The sequence below is a fragment of the Tabrizicola sp. T74 genome (assembly GCF_057219935.1).
In genome coordinates, this window is record NZ_JBXVVT010000001.1 from 1223401 (window position 1) to 1247186 (window position 23786).

General features: G+C 66.6%; 26 protein-coding genes. 13 read left to right on the forward strand and 13 right to left on the reverse strand.

The features are described from left to right. Positions 1-35: 35 nt before the first annotated feature. The 4 genes from AC2EAL_RS06245 to AC2EAL_RS06260 all read right to left on the reverse strand — a co-directional run bounded on the left by AC2EAL_RS06245 (position 36) and on the right by AC2EAL_RS06260 (position 5752). Positions 36-2594, reverse strand: coding sequence for a P-loop NTPase family protein (locus AC2EAL_RS06245; RefSeq protein ID WP_484723303.1), 2559 nt, complete (start codon positions 2592-2594; stop codon positions 36-38). A gap of 3 nt (positions 2595-2597) precedes the next feature. Next, complete coding sequence (locus tag AC2EAL_RS06250; RefSeq protein ID WP_484723304.1) at positions 2598-3698, reverse strand: PP2C family protein-serine/threonine phosphatase; 1101 nt, start codon at positions 3696-3698, stop codon at positions 2598-2600. Next, positions 3679-4512, reverse strand: coding sequence for an FHA domain-containing protein (locus AC2EAL_RS06255; protein ID WP_484723305.1), 834 nt, complete (start codon positions 4510-4512; stop codon positions 3679-3681). The genes AC2EAL_RS06250 and AC2EAL_RS06255 overlap by 20 nt, the downstream gene beginning before the upstream one ends. A gap of 229 nt (positions 4513-4741) precedes the next feature. Then, positions 4742-5752 carry a polyprenyl synthetase family protein gene (locus tag AC2EAL_RS06260; protein WP_484723306.1) on the reverse strand — a complete coding sequence of 337 codons (1011 nt, stop codon included), beginning with the start codon at positions 5750-5752 and terminating at the stop codon, positions 4742-4744. Between the two features lie 48 nt (positions 5753-5800). On the opposite strand from AC2EAL_RS06260, the gene AC2EAL_RS06265 reads away from it, so the two are divergent. The 3 genes from AC2EAL_RS06265 (at position 5801) to AC2EAL_RS06275 (ending at position 7039) form a co-directional block, all read left to right on the forward strand. Next, positions 5801-6016 carry a putative signal transducing protein gene (locus AC2EAL_RS06265; protein WP_484723307.1) on the forward strand — a complete coding sequence of 72 codons (216 nt, stop codon included), beginning with the start codon at positions 5801-5803 and terminating at the stop codon, positions 6014-6016. Continuing rightward, positions 6016-6774, forward strand: a complete 759-nt coding sequence (locus AC2EAL_RS06270) for a tRNA1(Val) (adenine(37)-N6)-methyltransferase (RefSeq protein WP_484723308.1) — start codon at positions 6016-6018, stop codon at positions 6772-6774. The genes AC2EAL_RS06265 and AC2EAL_RS06270 overlap by 1 nt, the downstream gene beginning before the upstream one ends. A 100-nt stretch (positions 6775-6874) precedes the next feature. Further along, a complete protein-coding gene (locus tag AC2EAL_RS06275) occupies positions 6875-7039 on the forward strand; it encodes a YdcH family protein (RefSeq protein ID WP_484723309.1) in 165 nt (54 codons plus the stop codon). A 12-nt stretch (positions 7040-7051) separates the two neighbouring features. On the opposite strand, the gene yddG is transcribed toward AC2EAL_RS06275, so the two are convergent. The 4 genes from yddG to AC2EAL_RS06295 form a co-directional block, all read right to left on the reverse strand. Then, positions 7052-7912, reverse strand: coding sequence for an aromatic amino acid exporter YddG (gene yddG, locus AC2EAL_RS06280; protein WP_484723310.1), 861 nt, complete (start codon positions 7910-7912; stop codon positions 7052-7054). Between the two features lie 141 nt (positions 7913-8053). After that, positions 8054-8779 (reverse strand): acetoacetyl-CoA reductase, encoded by a 726-nt coding sequence (gene phbB, locus AC2EAL_RS06285; RefSeq protein ID WP_484723311.1) that lies wholly within the window; start codon positions 8777-8779, stop codon positions 8054-8056. Between the two features lie 134 nt (positions 8780-8913). After that, entirely contained in the window at positions 8914-10089 is a 1176-nt protein-coding gene (locus tag AC2EAL_RS06290) for an acetyl-CoA C-acetyltransferase (protein ID WP_484723312.1), read from the reverse strand. Between the two features lie 512 nt (positions 10090-10601). Continuing rightward, positions 10602-11459: an EAL domain-containing protein gene (locus AC2EAL_RS06295; protein WP_484723313.1), complete on the reverse strand. Its 858-nt coding sequence runs from the start codon at positions 11457-11459 to the stop codon at positions 10602-10604. A 116-nt stretch (positions 11460-11575) separates the two neighbouring features. Between AC2EAL_RS06295 and AC2EAL_RS06300 the strand changes: the two genes are divergently transcribed. From AC2EAL_RS06300 to AC2EAL_RS06320, 5 genes are all read left to right on the forward strand, one after another. Further along, positions 11576-12151: a DNA-3-methyladenine glycosylase I gene (locus AC2EAL_RS06300; RefSeq protein ID WP_484723314.1), complete on the forward strand. Its 576-nt coding sequence runs from the start codon at positions 11576-11578 to the stop codon at positions 12149-12151. A gap of 64 nt (positions 12152-12215) precedes the next feature. Beyond that, positions 12216-13118, forward strand: coding sequence for a thioredoxin (trxA, locus tag AC2EAL_RS06305; protein WP_484723315.1), 903 nt, complete (start codon positions 12216-12218; stop codon positions 13116-13118). 27 nt (positions 13119-13145) lie between these two features. After that, a complete protein-coding gene (locus AC2EAL_RS06310; RefSeq protein WP_484723316.1) occupies positions 13146-13802 on the forward strand; it encodes an LON peptidase substrate-binding domain-containing protein in 657 nt (218 codons plus the stop codon). Next, on the forward strand, positions 13799-13975 hold the full coding sequence (locus AC2EAL_RS06315; RefSeq protein ID WP_484723317.1) for a Trm112 family protein: 177 nt from the start codon (positions 13799-13801) through the stop codon (positions 13973-13975). Before AC2EAL_RS06310 ends, AC2EAL_RS06315 begins: the two co-directional genes overlap by 4 nt. 109 nt (positions 13976-14084) lie before the next feature. Continuing rightward, positions 14085-14726, forward strand: coding sequence for a CDGSH iron-sulfur domain-containing protein (locus AC2EAL_RS06320; RefSeq protein WP_484723318.1), 642 nt, complete (start codon positions 14085-14087; stop codon positions 14724-14726). Between the two features lie 286 nt (positions 14727-15012). On the opposite strand, the gene AC2EAL_RS06325 is transcribed toward AC2EAL_RS06320, so the two are convergent. Further along, positions 15013-16716 carry an acyl-CoA dehydrogenase gene (locus AC2EAL_RS06325; protein ID WP_484723319.1) on the reverse strand — a complete coding sequence of 568 codons (1704 nt, stop codon included), beginning with the start codon at positions 16714-16716 and terminating at the stop codon, positions 15013-15015. Positions 16717-16831: 115 nt separating this feature from the next. Here AC2EAL_RS06325 and AC2EAL_RS06330 point away from each other — a divergent pair, with 115 nt between their 5' ends. Both AC2EAL_RS06330 and mscL read left to right on the forward strand, forming a co-directional pair. Further along, on the forward strand, positions 16832-17776 hold the full coding sequence (locus tag AC2EAL_RS06330) for an L-threonylcarbamoyladenylate synthase (protein ID WP_484723320.1): 945 nt from the start codon (positions 16832-16834) through the stop codon (positions 17774-17776). Between the two features lie 168 nt (positions 17777-17944). Next, a complete protein-coding gene (gene mscL / locus AC2EAL_RS06335) occupies positions 17945-18319 on the forward strand; it encodes a large-conductance mechanosensitive channel protein MscL (RefSeq protein WP_484723321.1) in 375 nt (124 codons plus the stop codon). 56 nt (positions 18320-18375) lie between these two features. On the opposite strand, the gene AC2EAL_RS06340 is transcribed toward mscL, so the two are convergent. Both AC2EAL_RS06340 and ald read right to left on the reverse strand, forming a co-directional pair. Continuing rightward, positions 18376-18981 (reverse strand): protein-methionine-sulfoxide reductase heme-binding subunit MsrQ, encoded by a 606-nt coding sequence (locus AC2EAL_RS06340; protein WP_484723322.1) that lies wholly within the window; start codon positions 18979-18981, stop codon positions 18376-18378. Between the two features lie 55 nt (positions 18982-19036). Further along, positions 19037-20155: an alanine dehydrogenase gene (gene ald, locus AC2EAL_RS06345; RefSeq protein ID WP_484723323.1), complete on the reverse strand. Its 1119-nt coding sequence runs from the start codon at positions 20153-20155 to the stop codon at positions 19037-19039. A 140-nt stretch (positions 20156-20295) separates the two neighbouring features. Here ald and AC2EAL_RS06350 point away from each other — a divergent pair, with 140 nt between their 5' ends. Then, entirely contained in the window at positions 20296-20760 is a 465-nt protein-coding gene (locus tag AC2EAL_RS06350; protein WP_484723324.1) for an Lrp/AsnC family transcriptional regulator, read from the forward strand. Here AC2EAL_RS06350 and AC2EAL_RS06355 read toward each other — a convergent pair. Both AC2EAL_RS06355 and rpsU read right to left on the reverse strand, forming a co-directional pair. After that, positions 20757-21344 (reverse strand): TetR/AcrR family transcriptional regulator, encoded by a 588-nt coding sequence (locus tag AC2EAL_RS06355; protein WP_484723325.1) that lies wholly within the window; start codon positions 21342-21344, stop codon positions 20757-20759. The two genes, AC2EAL_RS06350 and AC2EAL_RS06355, sit on opposite strands and share 4 nt — an antisense overlap. A gap of 241 nt (positions 21345-21585) precedes the next feature. Then, positions 21586-21792: a 30S ribosomal protein S21 gene (gene rpsU / locus AC2EAL_RS06360; RefSeq protein ID WP_008027119.1), complete on the reverse strand. Its 207-nt coding sequence runs from the start codon at positions 21790-21792 to the stop codon at positions 21586-21588. A 107-nt stretch (positions 21793-21899) separates the two neighbouring features. Between rpsU and AC2EAL_RS06365 the strand changes: the two genes are divergently transcribed. Next, positions 21900-22574 carry a COQ9 family protein gene (locus AC2EAL_RS06365; protein WP_484723326.1) on the forward strand — a complete coding sequence of 225 codons (675 nt, stop codon included), beginning with the start codon at positions 21900-21902 and terminating at the stop codon, positions 22572-22574. A gap of 7 nt (positions 22575-22581) precedes the next feature. Further along, complete coding sequence (locus AC2EAL_RS06370) at positions 22582-23574, forward strand: NAD(P)H-quinone oxidoreductase (protein WP_484723327.1); 993 nt, start codon at positions 22582-22584, stop codon at positions 23572-23574. Positions 23575-23786: the final 212 nt, after the last annotated feature.

Below are 23786 nucleotides of genomic sequence, written 5' to 3' on the forward strand. Positions count from 1 at the left end.
GGCACATTCTTGACGATTCTACGCTCACAATGACCTTACACCGCGCGCAATGTTTCCAGTTCGCGCCTAAGTTGCAAGATCATGGTCAGCGCGTCGTCAGCGGGGGCGTGACCTTTTTCCAACTGCATCAACATGATGTGGTCCAGTACCTCACCAAGGTCGCTGTTGATTCGGCGCATCGCGTCGGACCGACCCTGCGAGACCACTGCCATCACCTGTTCGCCCGTCTCGCGCGTGTGCTCCAGAATCAGATCAACCGGCACCTTCGCGTCGAAATCGATCTCGCTTTCCAGTGCCGCCGCGCGTGCCTTTATCATCGCAATCGCCTGGTCGGCAAGACCGCCATCCGCCCCGATGTCGATGGCCGGGGCAGCGGCTGGGGCAGGGCTGGTCGGGACGGCGCGTGCCGCGATCCGAGGGCGTTCCCGGCGCGGGGCGGGCTGGTCGGCTGCCGCCTGCTGATCCCGTCGCATGATCGCCATGGGCGAGAACATGGCCTCATCCATCGCCGGTGCGGCGGGCGCAGCCGGAGCCACTGCCGCCCGGGCCGAGGCCGGCAGCCGCTGGACCGGGGCCTCGCGCGGCCTGCGCTCCATCGGCGGCACACGCTCCTCGCGCGGCGGGGCCGCCGGTTCGGTCGGGCGCGGACGCGGGTCCCGCTTGAACAGGCTGGGACGCTCGACCGGAGTGGCGGGTGCGGGCATCGGGTCCAGCCGGGGCGCGGGATCCGGCTCAGGCTCTGGCTCAGGCTCAGGTTCCGGCTCCGGTTCGTCTTCCGCGACGAACTCGGGTTCTGCCGCCTCGGCGACCTCTTCCACAAGGTCCCCGGTTTCGGCGTCCAGGTAATCGGCAATCTCCGGAACGTCGTCCTCGTCCACATCCTCCAGGTCCGGCAGGGTGCCGTCGTCATCCGCCGCGATCTCTTCGGGGCGGGCGCGCAGGGCGGACAGGTCGGGCAGGGGCGATCCGCGGGTCAGGCCTGACGGTGCCGGACGAGCTGCGCCAAACAGGGTGCGCCGTTCGGTCCCGGGCGCCTCCCGCTCTGCGTCCAAAGGTTCGCGCCGCCGGGGCTCCGGTTCTTCGTCCGACGGCACCTCGATCGCCCGTTCCGGACGCGGGGTTATCGCGCGGGGCACCCGCTCCCGGGGCCGAACCGGCTCTTCCGCGACGACTTCGGGCGGAACCTCCTCGGGCTCTTCCGGGATGTCCGGCGGTGCGACCACCGGGGTCTCTTCCGCCACCGGTTGCGAGGTGGGCCTTGGCCGCCGCACCGGTTCCGGCGGACGGGGCGCAGGTTCGGGTTCCGGTTCGGGCGCGGCAGCCATTTCGGCCTTGGACTTCCAGGTTGTCCGCAAGGGAACCAGCGGGGCGGCTACCGGATCGCCTTCGCCCGCCACGCGCTTGATCCGGTCGGCAAAGCGCCGACGGGTTTCGGGCTTCGGCTCCTCCTCCACGACAGGCGGAGGCGCTGGCTGCACCGGCTCGGGCTCGGGTTCGGGGTCGAGCGACACCTCGACCACTGGTTCGGGCTCAGGCTCGGGCTCAGGCTCAGACTCGGGCTCCGGCTCCGCGACGGCGACTTCATCCTCCTCCGCTTCGGCGGGCTCAGCCCATTCCTCCTCGACTGCCGCTTCCGTTTCTTCTGCCTCGGGCAGGTCCGCTGCGGGTTCGGTCGCCGACCCAAACTCCGCCGGCTCGGGCGGCGGGGTCCAGCCCTCGGCCGCGTCCGTTTCCCCCGGCTCGGCAAAGCGGCGCGCGACCAGTTCGCCCGCCTCGACATGCCGGGCCAGCAGCAGTTCTGCCGTGTCCATGTCCGCGCGCCGGCCCGACTGGACCCGCGTCTTGATCGCCGCGATCACTGCGGCCGCGCCGCTGTCGCGGAACAGTTCGCGGTTGACCGGACCACCGGGGGGCACCGCGGCCCGCGCTTCCTTGGCCGAGATCGACAGGATCTGCCGGAACTCCTCGCCCGCGCGCAGCTCGACGCGTTCGTGCATGGCCGCCGCCGACTGCCGGCTGCCCAGGAGGTCCACCTTGGTCAGGAACATGAAGCTGTTGTCCTTGACCGAATCGGGCAGGCTTTCCCAGACCAGCTGCTCTTTCGGCAGGTAGGAGGTCGTGCACCAGATCACGATGTCCGCGCGCTTGCTGGCCCAGTTCGCCGCGCGCTTCTGCTCGGCCTCCATCGGGCCGACCGACACTTCCAGAAGGCTGATCACCTTCAGCGCGGGCAGGTTCATCTCCAGCGTGACCAGCGCGGGGGCGAGCGGCAGCACTTCGGCCAGATCGCTGCCGGCCAGGATCTTGGTGCTGCCATCGGTCAGCGTGCAGATCATCCGGGCGCTGTCGCCGTGTTGCACGACAATCGTCGGCAGGCGCAGCGTTTCCGGCACGACGATAGTGCCGACAAGCAAGTTCAGGATCGAGGATTTGCCCGAGCCCGGCAGGCCTAACAGCGCGATGCGGGCGGGACGCTCCAGCCGTTCGATCAGGCGCTCTGCAGCCTCTGCCGGACCGCCTGCAGGCAAGAGCCCGCGGTCAAGCGCGCGGCCAAGCCGCTGGGCGACTGTCAGTTCCTCATCGGAGTTTGCCATGTCTTACTTTATGACGGTGACTCGCTTTGGCCGCAACCGCACTGGTGACAAATCCTCGACCTGTGGCCCCGGCGTGCTTTCCGACAGGGTCTGGACAACCCGGCGCGGGGTCGGAGCGACTTTCGCTTCCGGCAGGGGCATCGGGTTCGGGTCCTGCGGCGGCAAAGGCGCGATACCTTGAGCAGGCTGCGCAGCCGCCGTGGCCTTGCGCGCCGGCACCGACAGCTGGTCGGGCGCGATCGTTGTCAGGCGACGCGGGCGTGCAACCGTGGCCGAGGGTCCGGCCGGGCGCGCTTCCTTCGCTCGCACCGAGGCGTTGTTCACCTTGATGATCGTGAAACTGATGTTGTCCTGGTCCGGGTCGTCAAGCCGGGCCAGCTCTTCCAGCAGGCGCTCGGCAATCTCGGTCGACCGCGCCTTGCGGTACTTGTTCAGCACCTTTTCGATCTGCGCATTGGTCAGGAACTGCACCCCGTCCGAGGCGCACAGCACGATGTCACCTTCCTGCAGCTCATGGGGCCGGTTCGGGCAGTCGATCTTCGGGATCCGCGTGCCCATCAGCACCGAGATCAGGCAGTTTCGGTCGGGATGGTTGGCTCCCACCTCGGGGTCCATCAGGCCCGACTTCACCATGAAGTCGATCTGCGGCGCCATCGAGTGGTCCTCGTTCAACTGGGTCAGCTTGCCCCCGCGGAACAGGAACAGCGGTGAATCCCCGATCGAGATCCACCACAGCCGGTTCTCGATCAGCGCCGGCACAACCAGCGTCGATCCCATCCCCTCGGTCTCGGGGTGGCTGCGGGTGTGCTGGCGCAGGGTTTCGTTGGCAAAATCCGCCACGCTGCGCAGGATTTCGGGCGCCCGCGCCTCGAACGATTGCACATCGGCAAAGTGGAACTTCAGCTCGCTGAAAACCTCGGTCAGGACGACTTTCGAGGCCACGTCGCCCGCGGCATGGCCGCCCATGCCATCGGCCAGGACGACAAATCCGGCCTCGGCACCAACCGGGAAGTCCGCGGTGATCGCGTCTTCCTGATAGTCTCGCGCGCCCTGGCTGATCCCGGAGGCTACGTCATAGCGTGGCTCACGCGATCGCCATATCATCCGCATCCCCCTCGGAGTCTACTGCCGACCAGTTGAACTCGGCCGAACACAGCGCTTTCAGCACCAGTGTCGTCTCGCCGATCTGGATCTCGTCGCCATCGCCCACCACGGACGTCGACAGAAGGGGTTTGCCATTCAGGCGCACCAGGTTGGACTTTCCGCCATGCCCCAGATGGAACTGGTGCGTCATCGGGTCATAGGCGATTGCTGCATGATGCTGGCGCGAGATCGCCATGTCGCCGAAATCCAGCGCGATGGTCTGGTCTGCGCCGCGCCCGATCTGCGACACGCCCCGCATCACCGGGAAAGCTGCGCCGCGGCCCGGGCCGGATTTGATGACCAGCCAGCCGGTCGGGTACATCACCACGCCCGACTTGTCGCCGGGCTCGATCGATTCTTCCATCCGCCCTTCGTCGAACAGCGGCACGACTGCGGCGGGCTGCGGCTCGAACCCAAGGACGCGGGTCTTGGTCCGGGTCGCACGCCGGCGCGCACCCGCATCGGCGGCAATCTCGCGCGCCGGGGTCGGGACGGGCACCGAGGCAGGGGCTGCGGCCTCCTCCTCCATCTCCCAGATGTTCACCGCGGGTTTCGGACCTTCCTTGGCGACGACAGCGCTGTTCGCCGTCTGGGTCAGGACCTCGGGGGCGCCATCAGCAAGCTTGGGGAAGCGTCCGGCAGCCGGACCATTGCCGCGCGCCACGGAGTCGATTGCGGCCTTCGTGGCCTGAATCTCCTCTGCCTCACTGCCGTTGAAGCGGCCTGCGCGCGATGCCTTGGCCTTCCGACCAAAAAGCCAGCCGAAAAACTTCATCTTCCCACTCCATCCCGGGACTGACCCCGGGCAATTCCATCTTCTCAGTGCAAAGTTACCAAGGTCTCAACGACCCTGCGGAGGCCAGAAACGCGACCCGCCGCATCACCTTTGCCTGAACCCCGTCGACGCCGAACACCTCGCACACACACCTTTTCTGTTACGCAGAGACTTTGTCCAAAAAATGATCCGAATTCGGTCATTTCGCGGATCATAGTCTACATTCGGTTCAGAATAGGCGACGGACCACGAAATCTGCAAGTTCAGACAGAATGTCGCGGAGTGAATGCTCGGGTAGGTTGTTCAGTGCCGACTTGGCGCGTGCCGCCCAGTCCAGCGCCGCGGAGCGGCTGGCCGAAATTGCATCATGACGGCGCAGAATCAGCATCGCCTGCGCCAGGTCGCCCTCGCGCTGGTCGCCCTTCTCGATCACCCGGGTCCAGAAGGCGCGCTCTTCGGCATCGGCCTGCGCCACGGCCTTGATGACCGGCAGCGTCAGCTTGCGTTCGCGGAAATCGTCCCCGGTGTTCTTGCCGATCACCGCGTCCGACCCACCGTAATCCAGGATGTCGTCGACGATCTGGAAGGCGATCCCCAAGGCGTCGCCATAGTCGCGCAACGCCGTGACTTCGGCCTCATCCGCCCCCGCGATCACCCCGCCGACCTCGGTCGCAGCGGCAAACAGCGCCGCCGTCTTGCCCCGGATCACCTGCAGATAGATCCGCTCGTCCGTCGCCAAGTCCTGCGCCGCGGTCAGCTGCAGCACTTCGCCTTCGGCAATCGTCGCACTGGCATTGGCCAGGATGTCCAGCACTCGCAGGTTTCCGGTTTCGACCATCAGCTGGAAGCTGCGGGAAAACAGGTAGTCGCCGACCAGCACGCTCGACTTGTTGTCCCATAACAGGTTCGCCGTCGGCCGCCCGCGCCGGCGCTGGCTTTCGTCGACCACGTCGTCATGCAAGAGCGTCGCCGTGTGGATGAACTCGACCGTTGCCGCCAGCTTGACGTGGTCGCCGCCGCCGTAGCCCATCATCCTGGCCGAGGCCAGCGTCAGCAGCGGCCGCAGCCGCTTACCGCCTGCCTCGACCAGATGCGCCGTCACTTCCGGGATGCGCGGGGCGTGTTCACTGGCCATCCGTTCCCGGATCAGCGCGTTCACCGCCGCCATGTCGTCAGCCAGAAGGGCGCTCAGCCTGTCCTGCGGGCTCACCGCCTTCTGCCCTTCGCCAGCCCCGTCCATATCCCTGCCGCCCTTGCCCCGCCCGACCTGCGGTTGTAACCCGATGTGATGAAGGAACTTCTCCGCACGACCGACCCCACGGTGATCGCCTTTGCCACGGTCCTTCTTGAGGGCGAGGGTATAGCCGCGTTTCCGTTGGACGTCCACATGAGCGTCCTTGACGGCAGCCTTGGCGTTTTGCCGCAGCGCCTGATGGTGGCCGACCGGGACCTGTTCCTCGCCCGGGCGATCCTGCGCGACAACAACATCGAGACGGTCCCCTGATGTTCGCCGAGGATGAACTGTCCGACGACAAGTTCCTCTGCGGCCGCCTGCGCCTTCTGCAACCGTTAAAGGGCTACCGTGCCGCGACCGACCCGGTCCTCTTGGCCGCCGCCTGTCCGGCCGAACCGGGACACAGCGTCCTTGACCTCGGCTGCGGGGCAGGGGCCGCCGCCCTCTGTCTCGGGCATCGGGTGCAGGGCCTTGCGCTGGCTGGCCTGGAACTGCAAGCCGCCTATGCCGACCTCGCCCGCCGTAACGCGGACCGCAACGGCATCGCGGTCGAGGTGCATGAGGGCGACCTGACCCGCATGCCCTCCGCCCTCCGCCGCGACTTCGACCATGTCATCGCGAACCCACCCTACTACCCCGCCGGCGGCAGCCCCTCGCCCATCGCCGCCCGGGCACGCGCGATGCAGGTTGAGACGCCCCTGTCCACCTGGGTCGCCGCCGCCACCCGGCGCCTGCGCCCCGGGGGCTGGCTGACCCTGATCTGCGGCGCCGATGGCCTGCCTGAGGTGCTGGCCGCCCTGCCGCCCAAGCTCGGTTCCGCCGCCGTCCTGCCGCTTGCCCCGCGCGAAGGCCGGCCCGCGCTCCGCGTCATCGTCCAGGCCCGAAAGGGTGGCCGCGCGCCTTTCCGCCTCCTTGCGCCCTTCGTCATCCACGCCGGCGCCGCCCATGACGGCGACCGCGAAAGTTACACCCCCGCCGCCAACGCCGTCCTGCGCGACGGGGCTGACCTCCTCGCGGCATTCCGCTGAATTCGACGCATCATTCTGTAGCACGATGTCAACGGGGGATGACACGACTCGGGTTTCGTGCTGCACTTCCCCCGTGGGTAGCTTTTACAGGAGGACGACCATGACGATCGCATCGCATCTGGTGGAACTGCGCAGGAAGCACGAAGCACTCTCCGAAATGGTCGAGCAAGCCCAGCGCAGCCCCGCAACGGATGCCCTGAAGATCGCGGAACTCAAGAAGCAGAAGCTGCGCCTGAAAGAGGAGATCGAGCGGCTTAGCCACTAAGCCCGTCCGGCACTAAGTCTTTTTGGCGCTGGCCCGGGCGGCCAGCGCCGCACCCGCCGCAATCAGCACCGCCGCAACGGCGATGGTCCAGGACGGCTTGGCAATCCCCGTCAGAACCAGGGCCAGGGTCGACAACAGCGGCGCCGCATAGCTTGCCACGCCCAACAGCTGGATGTCCCCCCGCTTCATCCCGATGTCCCAGGTGAAGAAGGCCGCGCCCACTGGACCGATCCCCAGCGCCAGCACCGCAGCCCAGCCAAGCGCCCCCTCAGGCCAGACTGTCGTCTCCAGCGACAGATGCGCCACGACCGACAGGGCCGCAGTTGCCAGGCAGAACACCGTCACGCTTTCGGTGGGCACCTCGCCCAACCGCCGCGACAGGACCGAATACCCCGCCCAGGTCAGCGCGCAGCCGAACGCCAGCGCCAGCCCCAGGGCCGAGCCATCGCCCTCTCCCCCACGCCCGAGGACAATCACCGCCGCCCCTGCAAAGGCGATCAGCGCCCCGATGACATGCGGCGCGCGCAACCGCTCACCGGGCAAGAGGCCCGACATCAGCACGATGAACAGCGGCCACAGATAGGCGATCAACCCGGTCTCTGCGCTAGGCGACAGCCGGAACGCGGTGAAATACAGGAAGTGATAGCCGAAAAGGCCAATGGTCCCGAAGGCATAGACCTTCCAGCTGACGCCCCTTAGCACCCCGAATCCTTGACGCGCGGTCCAGACCAGCCCGATCAGCCCGCCGATCCCGAAACAGATCGCGTTCAGCAATAAGGGCGGGACCGGAGCACTGCCGATGGTGAACAGGGCCAGCAGCGACCACATGAGGACGGCGGTGAACCCGATCAGCGTTGCGCGAGCCTTGGTCATGGTCCCTCCGTCGCTGTTGCATAACCGCCCGCGCCGCAAAGGAAAAGGCCGCCCCGAAGGACGGCCCCGGAATGCTCGTCGTTCGACTTCGTCGCTCCTCGCAGGCCCTCCGACGAGGAGACGCAGTCGAACGAGGAGGCGTCAGACGAAAAACTGCCCGCCGTTCGCGCTGATCGTCGATCCCGTGATGAACCCGGCATCCTCGGACGCCAGGAACACGCAGATCCGCGCGATCTCTTCCGGCTCGCCCAGGCGGCCCACCGGGATCAGCGGAATGATGCGTTCGTTCAGCACCTTTTCGTCGATGGCCTTCACCATCTCCGTCGCGATATAGCCCGGGCAGATTGCGTTCACGGTGATCCCGGCCCGCGCGCCTTCCTGCGCCAGCGCCTTGGTGAACCCCAGGTCGCCCGACTTGGCCGCCGAATAGTTGGCCTGGCCCGCCTGACCCTTCTGGCCGTTGATCGAGCTGATGTTGATCACCCGCCCGAACTTGCGGTCCCGCATGCCTGACCACAGCGGATGCGTCATGTTGAAAAGACCCGTCAGGTTGGTGTCGATCACCTCTTTCCACTGCTGCGGCGTCATCTTGTGGAACATCGCGTCCCGGGTGATCCCGGCGTTGTTCACCAGCACGTCCACCGGGCCGACCTCGGCCTCGACCTTGGCGATCCCCGCCGCACAGGCGTCGTAATCCGCCACGGACCACTTGTAGGTCGGGATGCCGGTCTCCTTGGTGAAGGCCGCCGCCGCCTCGTCGTTGCCGGCATAGTTCGCCGCGACCTTGTAGCCCGCCGCCTTCAGCGCGACCGAGATCGCCGCGCCAATGCCGCGCGACCCGCCCGTGACCAATGCAACCCGTGCCATCGTGATTCTCCTCCCTTGGGGTATGCTACCGTATGCCGTTGAAATCCTGTTACCGAAACGAAATCGGGCGCGCAACATTATTGCGCGCCCGTTTCGCTATTGCGGCGATTTGCTGCGCCGCAGCAACACTGGGGTCAGGCCCGTTCCAGGCACATGGCGACTCCCATGCCGCCGCCGATGCAGAGCGTCGCCAGGCCCTTGTTCGCCCCGCGACGTGCCATCTCGAACAGCAGCGTGTTCAGGATGCGCGCTCCGCTCGCGCCGATCGGGTGGCCGATGGCGATGGCGCCACCGTTCACGTTCACGATCGACGGGTCCCAGCCCATGTCTTTGTTCACTGCGCAGGCCTGGGCGGCAAAGGCCTCGTTCGCCTCGACCAGGTCCAGATCACCGACCTTCCAGCCCGCCTTCTGCAGCGCCTTGCGGCTGGCATGGATCGGGCCCACGCCCATGATCGACGGGTCAAGTCCGGCGGTCGCATAGGAGGCAATCCGCGCCAGGGGCTTCAGTCCACGCTTGGCGGCTTCCTCGGCCGTCATCAGCACCACCGCCGCCGCGCCGTCGTTCAGGCCGCTTGCATTCGCCGCCGTGACCGAGCCGTCCTTGGTGAAGGCGGGCTTCAGCTTCTGCATCGCGTCGATGGTCGCGCCGTGACGGATGTATTCGTCCGCATCGACCACGATGTCGCCCTTCCGGGTCTTCACCGTGAAGGGCACGATCTCGTCCTTGAACTTGCCGGCCTTCTGCGCGGCCTCGGCCTTGTTCTGGCTGGCCAGTGCGAATTCGTCCTGCATGTCGCGGCTGATCTGCCACTGGTTGGCGACGTTTTCCGCCGTCTGGCCCATGTGATACCCGTTGAAGGCGTCCCAGAGCCCGTCCTTTATCATCGAGTCGATGAAGTTCAGATCGCCCATCTTCTGTCCGGCGCGCAGGTGCGCCACATGGGGCGACAGCGACATCGATTCCTGCCCGCCCGCGACGACGATCCGTGCATCGCCCAGCTGCACATGCTGCGCCCCCAGTGCCACGGCGCGAAGGCCCGAACCGCAGACCTGGTTCAGCGACCAGGCGCTGGATTCCTTCGCCAGACCCGCCTTGATATGTGCTTGCCGCGCCGGGTTCTGGCCCTGGCCCGCGGTCAGCACCTGGCCGAGGATCGTCTCCTCGACTTCGGCCTTGTCAATGCCAGCACGGGCGACGACCGCCTCGATCACCGCTGCGCCCAGGTCATGCGCCGGCGTGTTGGCGAACGAGCCGTTGAAGCTGCCTACGGCGGTGCGGCCCGCCGACACGATTACGACATTGGTCATTTCCGGATCCTCTCCCTAAGCGCCAAGCTGTGCCGCCGCGGCCAAAGGGCACGCGCCGCTTCAGTCATGCCCTAAGGGCAGATTGCTGCAAGCGCAAGACAGATGGTGGTTGGGGGCGATTTACCGCAGCCCTGGCGGGACGCGCATGCCCGCGTTGCATCGGGTAGAGGATACCGGTCAAGAGCGGGGTCGGCTTGCCGGCAGCCTGATCAAGCCCCGGGTGGCCTTGCCGGAAGACACGTGCCGGTGTCACTGCGTCCGCGTCTGTACTCTGGTCGCACGCCGCCCCGCCTGCGCAGGCCTCGCGCCTTTTCCGGGGGCATGACGGCAGAACCCGATTGGCCGTCCGGCCACCCAACCCGCTGCCAGTACCGGCACGGCGACGGTGAGAGCAGCACTCGCCGCAACCGCCACGACGACCGCGAAGGAAATGGCAAGGGCCGAAGTTCGACGTTGCCCAAGTCAGGTCCGCAGCCCTTGCCCGGGGCCCGCTCACCCCGCCAGACCGCCGCCTATCCCACCGCGATGTTCGGACGCCCATGCCGGAAGGCGCGGAAGTCCGGAGTGACGGTGGGCGGTCCGAACAGATAGCCCTGCATGCAGCCCACGCCGGCGTTGCGCAGCCAGTTCGCCTCTTCCTCGGTCTCGACCGACTCGGCCACGACATACATGCCCAGTTCCTGCGCCATGGCGATCGCCGCCCGCGCTGCCGACTTGGCCGCCGGGGTGCGGTCCACGTTCTTGACCAGGACGCCGTCAATCTTCGCGATCTCGAAATCCAGCTCCTCCAGCACCCGAAGCGAAGTGGTTCCCGCACCGAAATCATCCAGCGCAAAGACGATGCCGCGGTCCCGCATTTCGGCCATGAACGGCTTCAGCACATCGGGGACCTGCAGCGCCGAGTTCTCGTTGATTTCCAGGATCAGGTTCGACCCCAGGCGCGGGCTGTCCTGCAGGGCGCGCTGCAGGATGTTCATCCAGGGCTGATAGCCGACCGACCGCGCCGACATGTTGATCGACACCCGGATCTGCGGATTGCGCTGCATCGCCATCAGGCCCAGCTGCAGCGCCGCGCAGTCGATGTCGCGGCCCAGCTGGCGCTGTTCCACCACCGGCATGAAGTCGCGCGCCGGGATCACCTGGTCGCGCAGGTTCAACAGCCGGATGAACCCCTCGAAGAACCCGATCAGCGACGGGTCGGCGGCATAGACCACCGGCTGGAACGCCAGCCGCATCCGTCGGTCCTTCAGCGCCTGCGTGACCATCGCGACGGTCTCGCGGTCCTGGGCCGAGATCGCAACATTCAACGGGCTTGATGTGGCAGGGTCGCGATCGTACTTCGACGCCCTTGGTTCCTTCATATAGCTCATGCATAGCCCCCGGCCGGTCAATTCCTTGTCGACACCCTAGACCTCTCGGGGTAAATGCATCGTCAAACTTCGCATTTTGTTCTAATTTTGCCCACACGGAATCCGCGGGTTTTCCCATGCAAAGTGCTGAAAATTCTTCACGTTGCCCCTGGTGCGGGACCGATCCGCTGTACCAGGCCTACCATGACCATGAGTGGGGCCGCCCCGAACGCGATCCCCGGCGACTGTTCGAGCTCCTCATCCTCGAAAGCTTCCAGGCCGGGCTGTCCTGGATCACCATCCTGCGCAAGCGCGACGGCTTCCGCGCGGCCTTCCAGGGCTTCGACCCCGACCACATCGCCACCTGGGGTGAGCCCGAGGTTGCCCGCCTCCTGCAAGACCCCGGGATCGTCCGCCACCGCGGCAAGATCGAAGGCGCCATTCGCGGCGCCCGGGCCTTCCAGCGGATCGAGGCGGCACAGGGCTTTTCCCCCTTCCTCTGGTCCTTCACCGGCGGCCAGCCCCGCATCAACCATCCGAAAACCCTGGCCGAGGTCCCCGCCCAAACCCCACAGTCCCAGGCCATGTCCAAGGCGCTCAAGGCCCACGGCTTCAACTTCGTCGGCCCCACCATCACCTATGCCTTCATGCAGGCCTCCGGCATGGTCAACGACCACCTCGCCACCTGCGCCTGGCGCAACCCGGCCCCCTGATCTCCCCTTGGCCTTTGCGACCCCAGCCGCCATATATGCGCAAACAGTCTACGAGGAGGCCGCCATGCTGGGTCTGGGCGAAAAGCCGCAAGCTGCAACCGATCTGATCAAGGACGTGTCCGAAGCCACCTTCATGGCCGACGTGATCGAGGCCAGCCGCGAGGTTCCGGTCATTGTCGACTTCTGGGCCACCTGGTGCGGCCCCTGCAAGACGCTCGGCCCCATGCTTGAGGCCGCGGTCACCGCCGCCGGTGGCAAGGTCAGGATGGCCAAGGTCGATGTCGACAAGAACCAGCGCATCGCGGGCCAGCTTCGCATCCAGTCGATCCCCACCGTCTACGCCTTCTGGCAGGGCCAGCCGGTCGACGGCTTCCAGGGCGCGGTCCCGGCCTCGGAACTCAAGGCCTTCATCGAGCGCGTCTCGGCTCTGGCCGGGGACGGCGGCCTTGCCGAGGCGATCCAGGCGGCCGAGGACATGCTGACCGAAGGCGCCGCCGTCGATGCCGCCGAAACCTTCGCCGCGATCCTGGGCGAAGACGCCGAAAACGCTGCTGCCTACGGCGGCCTGATCCGCGCCCACCTGGCGTTGAACAATCTCGACCAGGCCGAAGGGCTGATCGCCGCCGCGCCGCCCACCGTCGCCAAGTCCAAGGAACTGGACGCCGCCCGCGCGCAGCTGGAACTGGCGAAACAGGCCGCCAATGCGGGGCCCGAGGCTGAGCTTCGCGCCGCGGTCGAAGCGAACCCCAACGACCACCAGGCCCGCTTTGACCTCGCCGCCGCCCTGCTGGCTGCGGGCGATCCGAAGGCTGCCGTCGATGAACTCCTCGAGCTTTTCCGCCGCGACCGGGAATGGAACGGCGGGGCGGCCAAGACCCAGCTCTTCACCATCTTCGAGGCGCTGAAGCCGCAAGACCCGATCGTTCTCGCCGGACGCCGCAAACTGTCGTCGATGATATTTGCCTGATCCCGTTCGCGGGCTAGCTAGGTGACCATGTTCACAGCCGCCGACCTGCCGGACACCATTCCGGTCTTCCCCCTGCCCGGGGCGCTGATGCTCCCCCGGGCCAGGCTTCCGCTGCACATCTTCGAACCGCGCTATCTGGCGATGATCGAGGATTGCATGAAGACCAAGCACCGCCTGATCGGCATGATCCAGCCGCGCGAGACGCCCGCCAGCGAAAAGCGCAGCGGCGAAAAGCGTCTGCAGGCCATCGGCTGCGCCGGGCGGCTGACCGGCTTCTCCGAAACCGAAGACGGCCGCTACATGATCACCCTCTCGGGCATCTCGCGCTATCGGGTGAAAGAGGAAGTCCAGGGCTTCACCCCCTATCGCCGCTGTCTCGTGGACTGGTCCGACTTTTCGCGCGATCTTGGCCCCAGCGAAGACGATCCCGGCTTCCGCCGCGAGGATTTCATGGGGCTGCTCGCGCGCTATTTCACCAAGCTGGAACTGTCGACCGACTGGAACAGCCTGAAAGAGGCCGAGCCGGAACTGCTCATCAATTCGCTCTCCATGCTCTGCCCCTTCAGCCCTGAGGACAAGCAGGCCCTTCTTGAAACCCCCACGCTGGTCACCCGGCGCGAAACCATTGTCACGCTGATCGAATTTGCCCTGCGCGGCAGCGGCGAGGTGGAGACCCTGCAATGACCGAACCCGCCGACCGCCGGATGTTGGAGGCGCTGGTCTGCCCGGTCACCCATGCCGTCTTGACCTATGACGCCGAACGCCAGGAACTGGTGTCGAAGGCCGCGCATCTCGCCTTTCCGATCCGCGACGGTATCCCGGTGATGCTGGTCAGCGAGGCGCGGGAAACGGAATAGGGTGCGCTACAGCGCACCATGTCTGTCCCGACTGCACAGCCGTCATCCTTGCTTGACGGGCGTTTCTCGGCTCTGCTGACGCGATCCACCCACAGCCACCGGAGCTCCCATGACCGAGGAAGTCGTCAAAGGCCGCGACGTCACCATCCGCTTCGACGCCAGCCGCTGCATCCATTCGCGCACCTGCGTCCTCGGCCACCCCGAGGTTTATGTCCCGAACGTCAAGGGCGAATGGATCCACCCCGACGCCGCCAGCGCCGAGGTGGTGATGCACACGGCACTCGCCTGCCCCTCGGGCGCGATCCGGGTGTCGCGCAATGACGGCTCGGCGTCCTCGGACACTGCGCCGGTGGTGAATACGGTCCGCATCCGCGAAAACGGCCCCCTGGCTTTCGAGGCCGAGCTGCAGATCGGCGGAGAGGCGCAAGCCACCCCCCGCGCGACGCTCTGCCGCTGCGGCCAGTCGGCGAACAAGCCCTACTGCGACGGTGCCCATGCCGCCGCCGGTTTCACCGCCACGGGCGAACCCGCCGCCAAGGAGTTCGCAGCACTTGAGGTCCGCAACGGCCCGCTGAACGTCCAGCCCCTGAAGGACGGCCCGCTGATGGTGACGGGAAACCTTGAGGTGGTCTCGGGCACCGGGCGGACGACCGACAAGGTGGTGAAGACCTTCCTCTGCCGCTGCGGCGCGTCGAAGAACAAGCCCTACTGCGACGGCAGCCACAAGGCCGCAGGCTTCACCGCAGACTGACCGCCCGCCTCCTCGTTCGCCTTCGGCTCCTCGTCGGGAAGTTCTCCGGCGAGGAGGGACGAAGTCCCCGACGAGCCCAAACCGCCCATCAGCGAGGAGGGACGAAGTCCCCGACGAGCTTTGCCATGCGCGCTTCTCCAGACCGCCTTCAAGGCTTCCCGCCCTCAGCGAGGAGGGACAAAGTCCCCGACGAGCGGGACCAGAAGCAAACCTTACCAAATCCCTAACGTCCGCGACCAAGATATTAAAATCATTGGTCGATCAGAGTTTGTCCACCGTGGACAGATCAGGCGGCCAGGTCGTCCGACCCCACCGCGTACAGCCCCGCCGCGCCTTCGCGGGCCTCGGCCAGAAGGGCCGCATGCCCCGGCAGGACCCGGCGGATCATCACCCGGGCCAGGGTCTCGCGCCCGGGGTCAGCCAGGGCGGCCTTCAGGTGGGCCTGGGCCCCCAGGACCTGGGCGAAGGCCCGCAGATAGGCCACCGCCCCGGCGAACCGGTCGTTCAATTCCATCGCCAGCAAGGCCTCGGTCCCCTCGCGCAGCGCCTCAGAGGCCGCCCAGACCTCGCCCGCCAGGTCCGGCAGACGCCCCCGCGCCGCCTCGGCCCCGCGCTGGACCTCGTCGATCAGCCGGAACGCCGCCTCGCCGCCATCGGCCATCTTGCGGCCCACCAGGTCCATCGCCTGGATGCCGTTCGTCCCCTCATAGATCGGCAGGATCCGCGCGTCCCGCAGGTACTGCGCCGCGCCCGTCTCCTCGATGAACCCCATGCCCCCGTGGACCTGCACCCCCTGATGCGCCACCTCGCAGGCGATGTCGGTGCAGTAGGCCTTGGCGATCGGCGTCAGGAACGCCGCCCGCGCCTTCCACTCCGCCGCGCCCGTCGCCGTTGCCATGTCGATCGCCACCGCGCAGGACAGGGCGATGGACCGTGCCGCAAAGACCTCGGCCCGCATCCGGGCCAGCATCCGGCGGACGTCAGCGTGTTCGATGATCGTCCCGTCCTTCGACAGCGGAGTCACCCCCTGCCTCCGCCCCTCGGCATAGGCCAGCGCATGCTGCAGCGCCGCCTCGGCCACGCCCACGCCTTGCGCCGCCACCGACAGCCGGGCGTTGTTCATCATCGTGAACATCGCCGCCATCCCGTTGTGCGGTTCTCCCACCAACCAACCGGTCGCTTCGTCGAACTGCATCACGCAGGTCGGGCTGCCATGGATGCCCAGCTTGTGCTCCAGGCTGACCACCCGTAGGCTGTTCCGCCGCCCCGGATTGCCCGCCGCATCGGGGATGAACTTCGGCACCATGAACAGGCTGATCCCCTTGGTCCCCGCCACCCCGTCCGGCAACCGGGCCAGCACCAGGTGGCAGACGTTCGACACCAGGTCGCTGTCGCCCCAGGTGATGAAGATCTTCTGCCCGGTCACCGCATAGGTCCCATCGCCGTTCGGCACCGCCTTCGACCGCAGCGACCCCACATCCGTCCCGGCATGCGGCTCGGTCAGGTTCATCGTCCCCGACCATTCGCCCGAGGTCAGCTTCGGCAGGTACAAGGCCTGCAACTCGGCCGACCCATGATGCTCCAGCGCCTCGATCTGGCCCTTGGTCAACAGCGGCTTCAGGTGCAGACCCAGACAGGAGCCCGACATCATCTCGTCCACCGCCAGCGCCAGCGAAATCGGCAACCCCATCCCGCCATGGTCCGGGCTGGCCGCCATCCCGACCCAGCCGCCTTCGGCAAGCGCGCGATAGGCCTCGGCATAGCCTGGGCTCGACACCACCGCGCCATTCTCCAGCCGCGCCGGGGTCAGGTCGCCCACCCGGTTCAAGGGCGCCAGCACATCCGTGCCCAGCCGCCCGGCCTCCGTCAGGATCGCCTCGACGAGATCGACCGTCGCCCCGGCAAACCGAGGGGTCGCCGCCACATCGGCAAAGCCCACCACATTGTCCAGGATGAACCGGATATCCCTGACCGGGGCGCGATAGGGCATGGACCTCTCCCTTGCAAAGCCTTGGCAAAACCGGGGCCCTGCCGTAAGGGGAGGCCCCGATCAAACGCTATTCGTTTCGCACAACCCTTCAAGCTGGACGCTGCGTCAGAAGCCCATGACCCTTCTGCTTTCCCCCGATGACGCGGGCATCGCCCGGGCCGCCGGTCTGCTGCGGCAGGGCGAGCTGTTGGCCTTCCCGACCGAGACGGTCTACGGCTTGGGTGGTGATGCACGGTCTGACCGGGCCGTCGCGGGCATCTTCGCGGCCAAGGGGCGGCCCAGCTTCAACCCGCTGATCGTGCACCTACCCGACCTTGCCGCAGCCGAGGCGATTGCCCACGTCGGCCCGAACGCGCGCGGGCTGGCGGCGGCCTTCTGGCCTGGCCCGCTGACCCTGGTCCTGCCCCTTCGCGACGACGCCGGCATCTCGCCCCTGGTCACCGCAGGCCTGCCCACCGTCGCGATCCGCGTGCCGGAGCATCCGCTGGCGCAGCGCCTGCTGCGAGCATTTGGCGGGCCGGTCGCGGCCCCTTCGGCCAACCCCTCGGGCCGCGTCTCCCCGACCCGGCCCGACCATGTGCTGGACGGCCTTGCCGGCAAGATCGCGGCGGTTCTGGACGGCGGCCCCTGTGCCGTGGGACTTGAATCGACCATCGTCCTTCCCGACCCCGACCCGGTCCTTCTGCGCCCCGGCGGCCTGCCGGTCGAGGCGCTGGAGGCCGCCCTTGGCACCCCACTGGCCACCGGAGGCTCGGTCGACAAGCCCACCGCGCCCGGCCAGCTCGCCTCGCATTACGCGCCCGAGGCCGGGGTCCGGCTGAATGCCACCCGGGCAGAGGGGGACGAAGTGCTGGTTGGCTTCGGCCCGGTCCCGGGCGCGCTGAGCCTGTCAGCCACCGGCGATCTGGTCGAGGCCGCCGCCCGCCTGTTCCAGACCCTGCGCGAGGCCGACCGGCTGGCCGGACCCGGCGGCCGCATCGCCTTTGCCCCGGTCCCGGAGACCGGGCTTGGCCGCGCGATCAACGACCGCCTGCGCCGCGCCGCCGCCCCACGCAGCTAGGCGCGCCAAGCCTGCTGTGTCATCCGCAAGCCGCAACCCGCAGATTTGCTCATTCAACGAAGATTTTCCCCGTTAAGAATATGGCATTCCTGTGGCATAGTCGGCCCGGGCCAGAGAGCCTGAGTCACAACACCTGCCGCATGAAAGGCAGGCGGACACAAGGGAACCGTGGAAATGCTTAACGAATTCAAAGCCTTCATCGCGCGCGGCAACGTGCTCGATCTTGCTGTCGGTGTCGTCATCGGCGCCGCCTTCACTGCAATCGTCACGTCGCTGGTCGACGACCTGATCAATCCGCTGATTGGTCTGATCGTGGGCGGCGTCGACTTCAGCGGGCTGAGCGTCGGCGTCGGCGATGCCCAGTTCATGTACGGCAACTTCATCACGGCGATCATCAAGTTCGTGATCATCGCCTGGGTGGTGTTCCTGATCGTGAAAGGTGTGAACCGGTTGATGCCGAAGAAGGAAGAGGCTCCGACCGCTCCGGCTGGACCGTCGGACAATGACCTCCTGAAGGAAATCCTTGCGGCGCTGAAGAAGTAACCCCGACGCCCGGAAACAAGACGGCCCGCAGGAGCGATCCTGCGGGCCGTTTCGTTTCAGGCGGGCAGCGGCGCGCGCGGGCGCAGGTACCAGTACCACAGGCGATAGACCCAGAGCGCGATCAGTGGGCCGAAGTGAACGGCCGCAGGCGGCCAGCTGCCCCAGTCATGCAGGGCGGCCCAGTGGATCAGGATCAGAACGGCCGCCGGATAGGCCAGGCGCTGCAGCGTCTTCCAGCCCGCATGCAGCCATCTCTGCGCCGCGTCGTTCGAGGTGACGGCCAGCGGCACGAACAGTGCCATCCCCAGCCACCCCGTCCAGATCTCGGTATGGGGCAGGGCCTCGACGATGCGGTCCAGGGTCCCCCGGTCGACGACGTAGACGAAGGTGTGCAGGGCGGCATAGACAAAGGCCGCAACCTCAATGTCGCGGCGGTGATGGACCAGCCAGCGCGGCCAGTGGCGGCCCTTGAACAGCAGCATCAGGCCCGAGGCCATCATGCCGACGATCATGAATCGCGCGGCCCATTCCCCGGTCGGATGCAAGAGGTGGTGAAAAGCCTGCGCATCGTCGCCTAGAAGCGCGGGGATCAGGGGCAGGCCGGGCAAGGACAAGACGACCCAAAGCAGAAGGGTCGAGGGTTTGTAGCCGAGAAATGTCATGGGGCACCTGTTGTCTGGTGCCCCATGTACGCTGCAGTGCAGCAGTTCCGTCGCGTCAGTGCTTCAGCGCCTCGGCGGCTGGAATCGTCGGCAGGCCCAGAGCCAGGCCCACAGCTTCATAGGTCAACTTGCCCGCATGAACGTTCAAGCCGTTCAGAAGGTGCTTGTCCTCGGCGCAGGCCTTCTTCCAGCCCTTGTCGGCCAGGGCCAGCATGAAGGGCATCGTCGCGTTGCCCAGCGCCTGGGTCGAGGTCCGCGCGACCGCGCCCGGCATGTTCGCCACGCAGTAGTGCATGATCCCGTCGACCTCGTAGATCGGGTCCTGGTGGGTGGTGGCGTGCGAAGTCTCAAAGCAGCCGCCCTGGTCGATGGCCACATCCACCAGCGCCGCGCCGGGTTTCAGCTCCTTCAGCTGCGCCTTCGAGATCAGCTTCGGCGCCGCCGCGCCGGGGATCAGCACCGCGCCGATGATCAGGTCGGCCTCGCGGGCCAGCGCGATGGTAGTGCCGGCGCTGGCATAAGCGTTCTTGAACGTGCCGCCAAATACATCGTCCAGATAGCGCAGCCGGTTGATCGACCGGTCGAGCACGGTGACATCCGCGCCCATCCCGGCGGCAACCTTGGCCGCGTGGGTGCCGACGACGCCCCCGCCGATCACCAGCACCTTGGCCGGCGACACCCCTGGTACGCCGCCCAGCAGAACGCCGCGTCCGCCATTGGCCTTCTGCAGCGTCCAGGCGCCGACTTGCGGGGCCAGACGACCAGCAACCTCGGACATCGGCGCCAGGAGCGGCAGGCCGCCCCGGTCATCGGTCACCGTCTCATAGGCGATGCAGGTCGCGCCGGATTTCAGCAGGTCCTTGGTCTGGTCCGGATCGGGGGCCAGATGCAGATAGGTGAACAGCACCTGTCCCTCGCGCAGCCGCTTGCGTTCGACCGCCTGCGGTTCCTTGACCTTGACGATCATGTCGGCCTTTTCAAAGACCTCTTCCGCCGTGTCGACGATCTTGGCCCCTGCCGCCTTGTAGTCGGCATCCGTAAAGCCCGCGCCGACCCCGGCATTCTTCTCGACCATGACCTTGTGGCCATGCGCCACCGCTTCCCGCGCCGCATCCGGGGTCATGCCGACCCGAAATTCCTGCGGCTTGATCTCTTTCGGACATCCGATCTTCATGTGTTCCTCCCTGGTGGGACCTGGTCCCCATGCGATCATCCTGAACCGATTTTCTGGCGATGCTTTGAATTCTGGTTGGCCTCAGGCCCCCATCAGCGTAGCTTCTTCGAAGCTTTGGCCCCCAGACCGCAGAATCTTGCATGACACCCGATCTTGACGCCACCGACCGCCGCATCCTGACCGTCTTGCAGAAGAACGGCCGCATCACCAATGCCGAACTGTCCGAGGCGGTGAATCTCTCCCCATCGGCCTGCCACCGTCGCGTCCAGCGGTTGGAGGAAGAGGGCTACATCGCCGGGTATGTCGCCCTGCTCGATGCCCGCCGCATGGGGCGGATGACGACGGTCTTCGTGGAAATCACCCTGCAAAGCCAGGCCGAAGACTTGCTAGACGCGTTCGAGCGTGAGGTGGCCAAGGTGCCGGACCTCTTGGAATGCCACCTGATGGCCGGGACGGCGGATTATCTGCTGAAGCTGATGGCCGAGGATACCGAGGACTTCGCCCGTATCCATCGCCAGTTCCTGTCACGCCTGCCGGGCGTGCGGCAGATGCAGTCGTCCTTCGCGCTGCGGACGGTGGTCAGGACGACCGCGCTGGCGGTCTAGGCGGCCTGCAGATAGCCCATCACCGCGCGGCGGGTGCGGTTGGTCAGGGCGGAACGGTCGCCAACTTCGGTGCCGCTCGCGGCATCGATCATCCCGCGCAGGATCGCCAGGATGTCCAGCGCCGTCGTCTCGGGGCGCGGGATTTCCAGTTCGTCCAGCCGCGCCGCGATCAGCACAGTGATCCGGTCGGAAAACTCGGACGCGGCCGGGTCCGGCGGCAGATGGGTCTGCGCCAGGTTCAGCGTCCGCGACAGCGCCGGGCGCGCCAGGTAATGCGCGACGGTCGCCTCGATCAGCTCATCCACCAGGTCCGACAGGTTGTGCGCGGCGTCCGAGCTGACGATCCGCTCTACCGCTTCCAGAAGGTTCGCCCGCTCGTCCCGGATCAGCGCCGCCAGTAACGCGGTCTTGCCCGGGAAGTACTGGTACAGCGACCCGATCGACACCCCGGCCTGGGCCGCAACCGCGTTGGTCGTGACCGCTTCCAGACCCTGGCCCGACATGATGTCGGCGGCAGCGGCAAGGATGCCCTCGACTTTGGCACGAGAGCGGTTCTGGCGGGGATGTTTGCGAAGCTGGATCATGACCCAGACCTACGGCGGCTTTGGCGACTGGCAAACAACAAAATATGGCACAAATTGGAAATAATCTGTTGACGCCCGCCCAAGTTGCACCACAGGGCCGCCATGATTTTGCCATACAATCTGAGGTTGCAAAATGCCGACCAGACACTGGATCAGGAGCGGGACCTGGCAATGAAAAACCCCCGGGCGCGGGGCACGGGGGTTGATCGGGCGGGAATCGCTTCCCCAGAGTCGCGGTGTCTTACAGACCGCCCTCACGCTGAAGCTTCTTCCGGGCAAGTTTCCTTGCGCGGCGGACCGCTTCGGCCTGTTCGCGTGCCTTCTTGACCGAGGGCTTCTCGAAATGCTGCTTGAGCTTCATTTCCCGAAACACCCCTTCACGCTGAAGTTTCTTCTTCAGAGCACGGAGAGCCTGTTCGACGTTGTTGTCGCGGACGCTGACCTGCATGTGGTTGTCACCACCTTCCTAAGCTAGAGTTGCACTGACTTGTGCAGGCTGGCGGCCTATATCAAACACCGGGTGGCTTGTCCACCGATGGACGAAAGGGGACGGAAATGGCCGAAGATCAGGTGAAGGCGCAGCTTCTGGATGCCGCCCTTGGGCATGTGCCCTTTGACGGCTGGTCGGACCGGACCCTCGCGGCCGCCGCGGCCGATGCGGGTATTCCCCTGGGCCTTGCCCGGTCGATGTTTCCGCGCGGCGGTGTCGACCTGGCGCTCGCCTACCACCGGCGCGGGGATGCGGCGATGGTTGACCAGCTGGCGCAGACCGATCTCTCGGCCCTGCGCTTCCGCGACCGGATCGCTCGGGCCGTCCAGCTGCGGCTGGAACTGGCCGACCGCGAGCTGGTGCGGCGCGGCAGCACGCTGTTCTCGCTGCCCCCGCATGCCGCCGACGGCGCCCGCGCGGTCTGGGGCACGGCGGATGCGATCTGGACTGCGCTCGGCGACACCTCGGACGACCTGAACTGGTACAGCAAGCGCGCGACGCTGTCGGCCGTCTACGGTGCAACGGTGCTCTACTGGCTCGGCGATGATTCGGCCGGGCACCAGGCGACCTGGGATTTTCTCGACCGCCGCATCGACCAGGTGATGCAGGTCGAGAAGCTGAAGGCCTCATTCCGGGAAAATCCGCTGGGAAAGGCCTTCCTGGCCGGACCTGGAAAGCTTTTCGCAAGCATTCGTGCGCCAAGAAGGACAGAAGACCTTCCGGGCCACCATCAAGGCTAAGACGCACATGACCTTGTCCCACAGCATGCTTGCCATCGAAATCTCCTCGCCGGGGGGGCCTGACGTGCTTTTGCCCGCTGCGGTGCCGGTTCCGGTGCCGGGCCATGGCCAGATCATCATCCGCATCGCCTATGCCGGGGTGAACCGCCCCGATGCGCTGCAACGGGCCGGGATGTACGCCCCGCCGCCCTCGGCCTCGCCGCTGCCGGGGCTGGAATGCTCCGGTACGGTGGTCGAGGTCGGGCCTGGTGTGACCCGCTGGCAGATCGGCGATCAGGTCTGCGCGTTGCTGCCCGGCGGGGGCTATGCCGAATATGCCGTGACGCCCGAAGCGCACGCCCTGCCGATCCCCAAGGGCCTCACGCTGCGGGAAGCCGCCTGCCTGCCGGAAACCTGCTTTACCGTCTGGTCCAACGTGGTCACCCGTGGCGGGCTGCGCGCGGGCGAACGTTTCCTCGTCCACGGCGGCGGCAGCGGCATCGGCACCACCGCGATCCAGATCGCCCGTGCCCTTGGCGCGCGGGTCTTCACTACCGCCGGCACCGACCAGAAGTGCGAAGCCTGCCGTGAGCTTGGCGCCGAGGTTGCGGTGAACTATCGGACCGAGGATTTCGTCGAGGTGATGAAAGCCGCGGGCGGGGCCAACCTGATCCTCGACATGGTCGGCGGTCCCTATATCGAACGCAACATCAAGGCGCTGGCCGATGGCGGGCGGCTGGTGCAGATCGCCTTCCTGCAGGGCGCCAAGGTCACCCTGAACCTGGCCGAGATGATGACGCGCCGCCTGACGCTGACCGGCTCGACCCTGCGCCCGCAATCCGACCTCGCCAAGGCCAAGATCGCCCGCGCAGTCGAAGCCGAGGTCTGGCCGCTGATCGAACGCGGCGCGGTCAAGGTGGTGATGGACAGCGAACATGAGCTGACCCAGGCCGCCGCCGCGCATTGGCGGCTGGAATCCGGCGGTCATGTCGGCAAGATCGTCCTGAAGGTGGCGCCGTAGGGCCTGTCCGACAAAAGTTGAATCCGGTTTTGTCGAAAGACAGGCGGCCACGAAAAGCCTAGAGGCTGTTCGGCGCTTCTATCAGCGTCGGACAGACTCTGGGGCCGGGGACGTAAGGATTTCCCTACCTTCGTGGCAAGCGGGGCGCTTTGACGCTTTCTTAACGCGCAAGACAGAGTGACGTTTGGTAAACCAGTCTCAGGCGGGATCGG

Excerpts from the sequence above, each read along its gene's own strand:
- trxA (WP_484723315.1), top strand. The coding sequence starts at position 12,216 with ATGCTGGGTCTGGGCGAAAAGCCGCAAGCTGCAACCGATCTGATCAAG.
- rpsU (WP_008027119.1), bottom strand. The coding sequence starts at position 21,792 with ATGCAGGTCAGCGTCCGCGACAACAACGTCGAACAGGCTCTCCGTGCT.
- AC2EAL_RS06255 (WP_484723305.1), bottom strand. The coding sequence starts at position 4,512 with ATGAAGTTTTTCGGCTGGCTTTTTGGTCGGAAGGCCAAGGCATCGCGC.
- AC2EAL_RS06325 (WP_484723319.1), bottom strand. The coding sequence starts at position 16,716 with ATGCCCTATCGCGCCCCGGTCAGGGATATCCGGTTCATCCTGGACAAT.
- AC2EAL_RS06245 (WP_484723303.1), bottom strand. The coding sequence starts at position 2,594 with ATGGCAAACTCCGATGAGGAACTGACAGTCGCCCAGCGGCTTGGCCGC.
- AC2EAL_RS06310 (WP_484723316.1), top strand. The coding sequence starts at position 13,146 with ATGTTCACAGCCGCCGACCTGCCGGACACCATTCCGGTCTTCCCCCTG.
- AC2EAL_RS06330 (WP_484723320.1), top strand. The coding sequence starts at position 16,832 with ATGACCCTTCTGCTTTCCCCCGATGACGCGGGCATCGCCCGGGCCGCC.
- AC2EAL_RS06365 (WP_484723326.1), top strand. The coding sequence starts at position 21,900 with ATGGCCGAAGATCAGGTGAAGGCGCAGCTTCTGGATGCCGCCCTTGGG.
- AC2EAL_RS06290 (WP_484723312.1), bottom strand. The coding sequence starts at position 10,089 with ATGACCAATGTCGTAATCGTGTCGGCGGGCCGCACCGCCGTAGGCAGC.
- AC2EAL_RS06370 (WP_484723327.1), top strand. The coding sequence starts at position 22,582 with ATGACCTTGTCCCACAGCATGCTTGCCATCGAAATCTCCTCGCCGGGG.
- AC2EAL_RS06265 (WP_484723307.1), top strand. The coding sequence starts at position 5,801 with ATGAAGGAACTTCTCCGCACGACCGACCCCACGGTGATCGCCTTTGCC.
- AC2EAL_RS06250 (WP_484723304.1), bottom strand. The coding sequence starts at position 3,698 with ATGATATGGCGATCGCGTGAGCCACGCTATGACGTAGCCTCCGGGATC.
- AC2EAL_RS06350 (WP_484723324.1), top strand. The coding sequence starts at position 20,296 with ATGACACCCGATCTTGACGCCACCGACCGCCGCATCCTGACCGTCTTG.
- AC2EAL_RS06340 (WP_484723322.1), bottom strand. The coding sequence starts at position 18,981 with ATGACATTTCTCGGCTACAAACCCTCGACCCTTCTGCTTTGGGTCGTC.
- AC2EAL_RS06315 (WP_484723317.1), top strand. The coding sequence starts at position 13,799 with ATGACCGAACCCGCCGACCGCCGGATGTTGGAGGCGCTGGTCTGCCCG.
- phbB (WP_484723311.1), bottom strand. The coding sequence starts at position 8,779 with ATGGCACGGGTTGCATTGGTCACGGGCGGGTCGCGCGGCATTGGCGCG.
- AC2EAL_RS06300 (WP_484723314.1), top strand. The coding sequence starts at position 11,576 with ATGCAAAGTGCTGAAAATTCTTCACGTTGCCCCTGGTGCGGGACCGAT.
- AC2EAL_RS06275 (WP_484723309.1), top strand. The coding sequence starts at position 6,875 with ATGACGATCGCATCGCATCTGGTGGAACTGCGCAGGAAGCACGAAGCA.
- AC2EAL_RS06270 (WP_484723308.1), top strand. The coding sequence starts at position 6,016 with ATGTTCGCCGAGGATGAACTGTCCGACGACAAGTTCCTCTGCGGCCGC.
- AC2EAL_RS06295 (WP_484723313.1), bottom strand. The coding sequence starts at position 11,459 with ATGAGCTATATGAAGGAACCAAGGGCGTCGAAGTACGATCGCGACCCT.
- ald (WP_484723323.1), bottom strand. The coding sequence starts at position 20,155 with ATGAAGATCGGATGTCCGAAAGAGATCAAGCCGCAGGAATTTCGGGTC.
- yddG (WP_484723310.1), bottom strand. The coding sequence starts at position 7,912 with ATGACCAAGGCTCGCGCAACGCTGATCGGGTTCACCGCCGTCCTCATG.
- AC2EAL_RS06260 (WP_484723306.1), bottom strand. The coding sequence starts at position 5,752 with ATGGACGGGGCTGGCGAAGGGCAGAAGGCGGTGAGCCCGCAGGACAGG.
- AC2EAL_RS06355 (WP_484723325.1), bottom strand. The coding sequence starts at position 21,344 with ATGATCCAGCTTCGCAAACATCCCCGCCAGAACCGCTCTCGTGCCAAA.
- AC2EAL_RS06320 (WP_484723318.1), top strand. The coding sequence starts at position 14,085 with ATGACCGAGGAAGTCGTCAAAGGCCGCGACGTCACCATCCGCTTCGAC.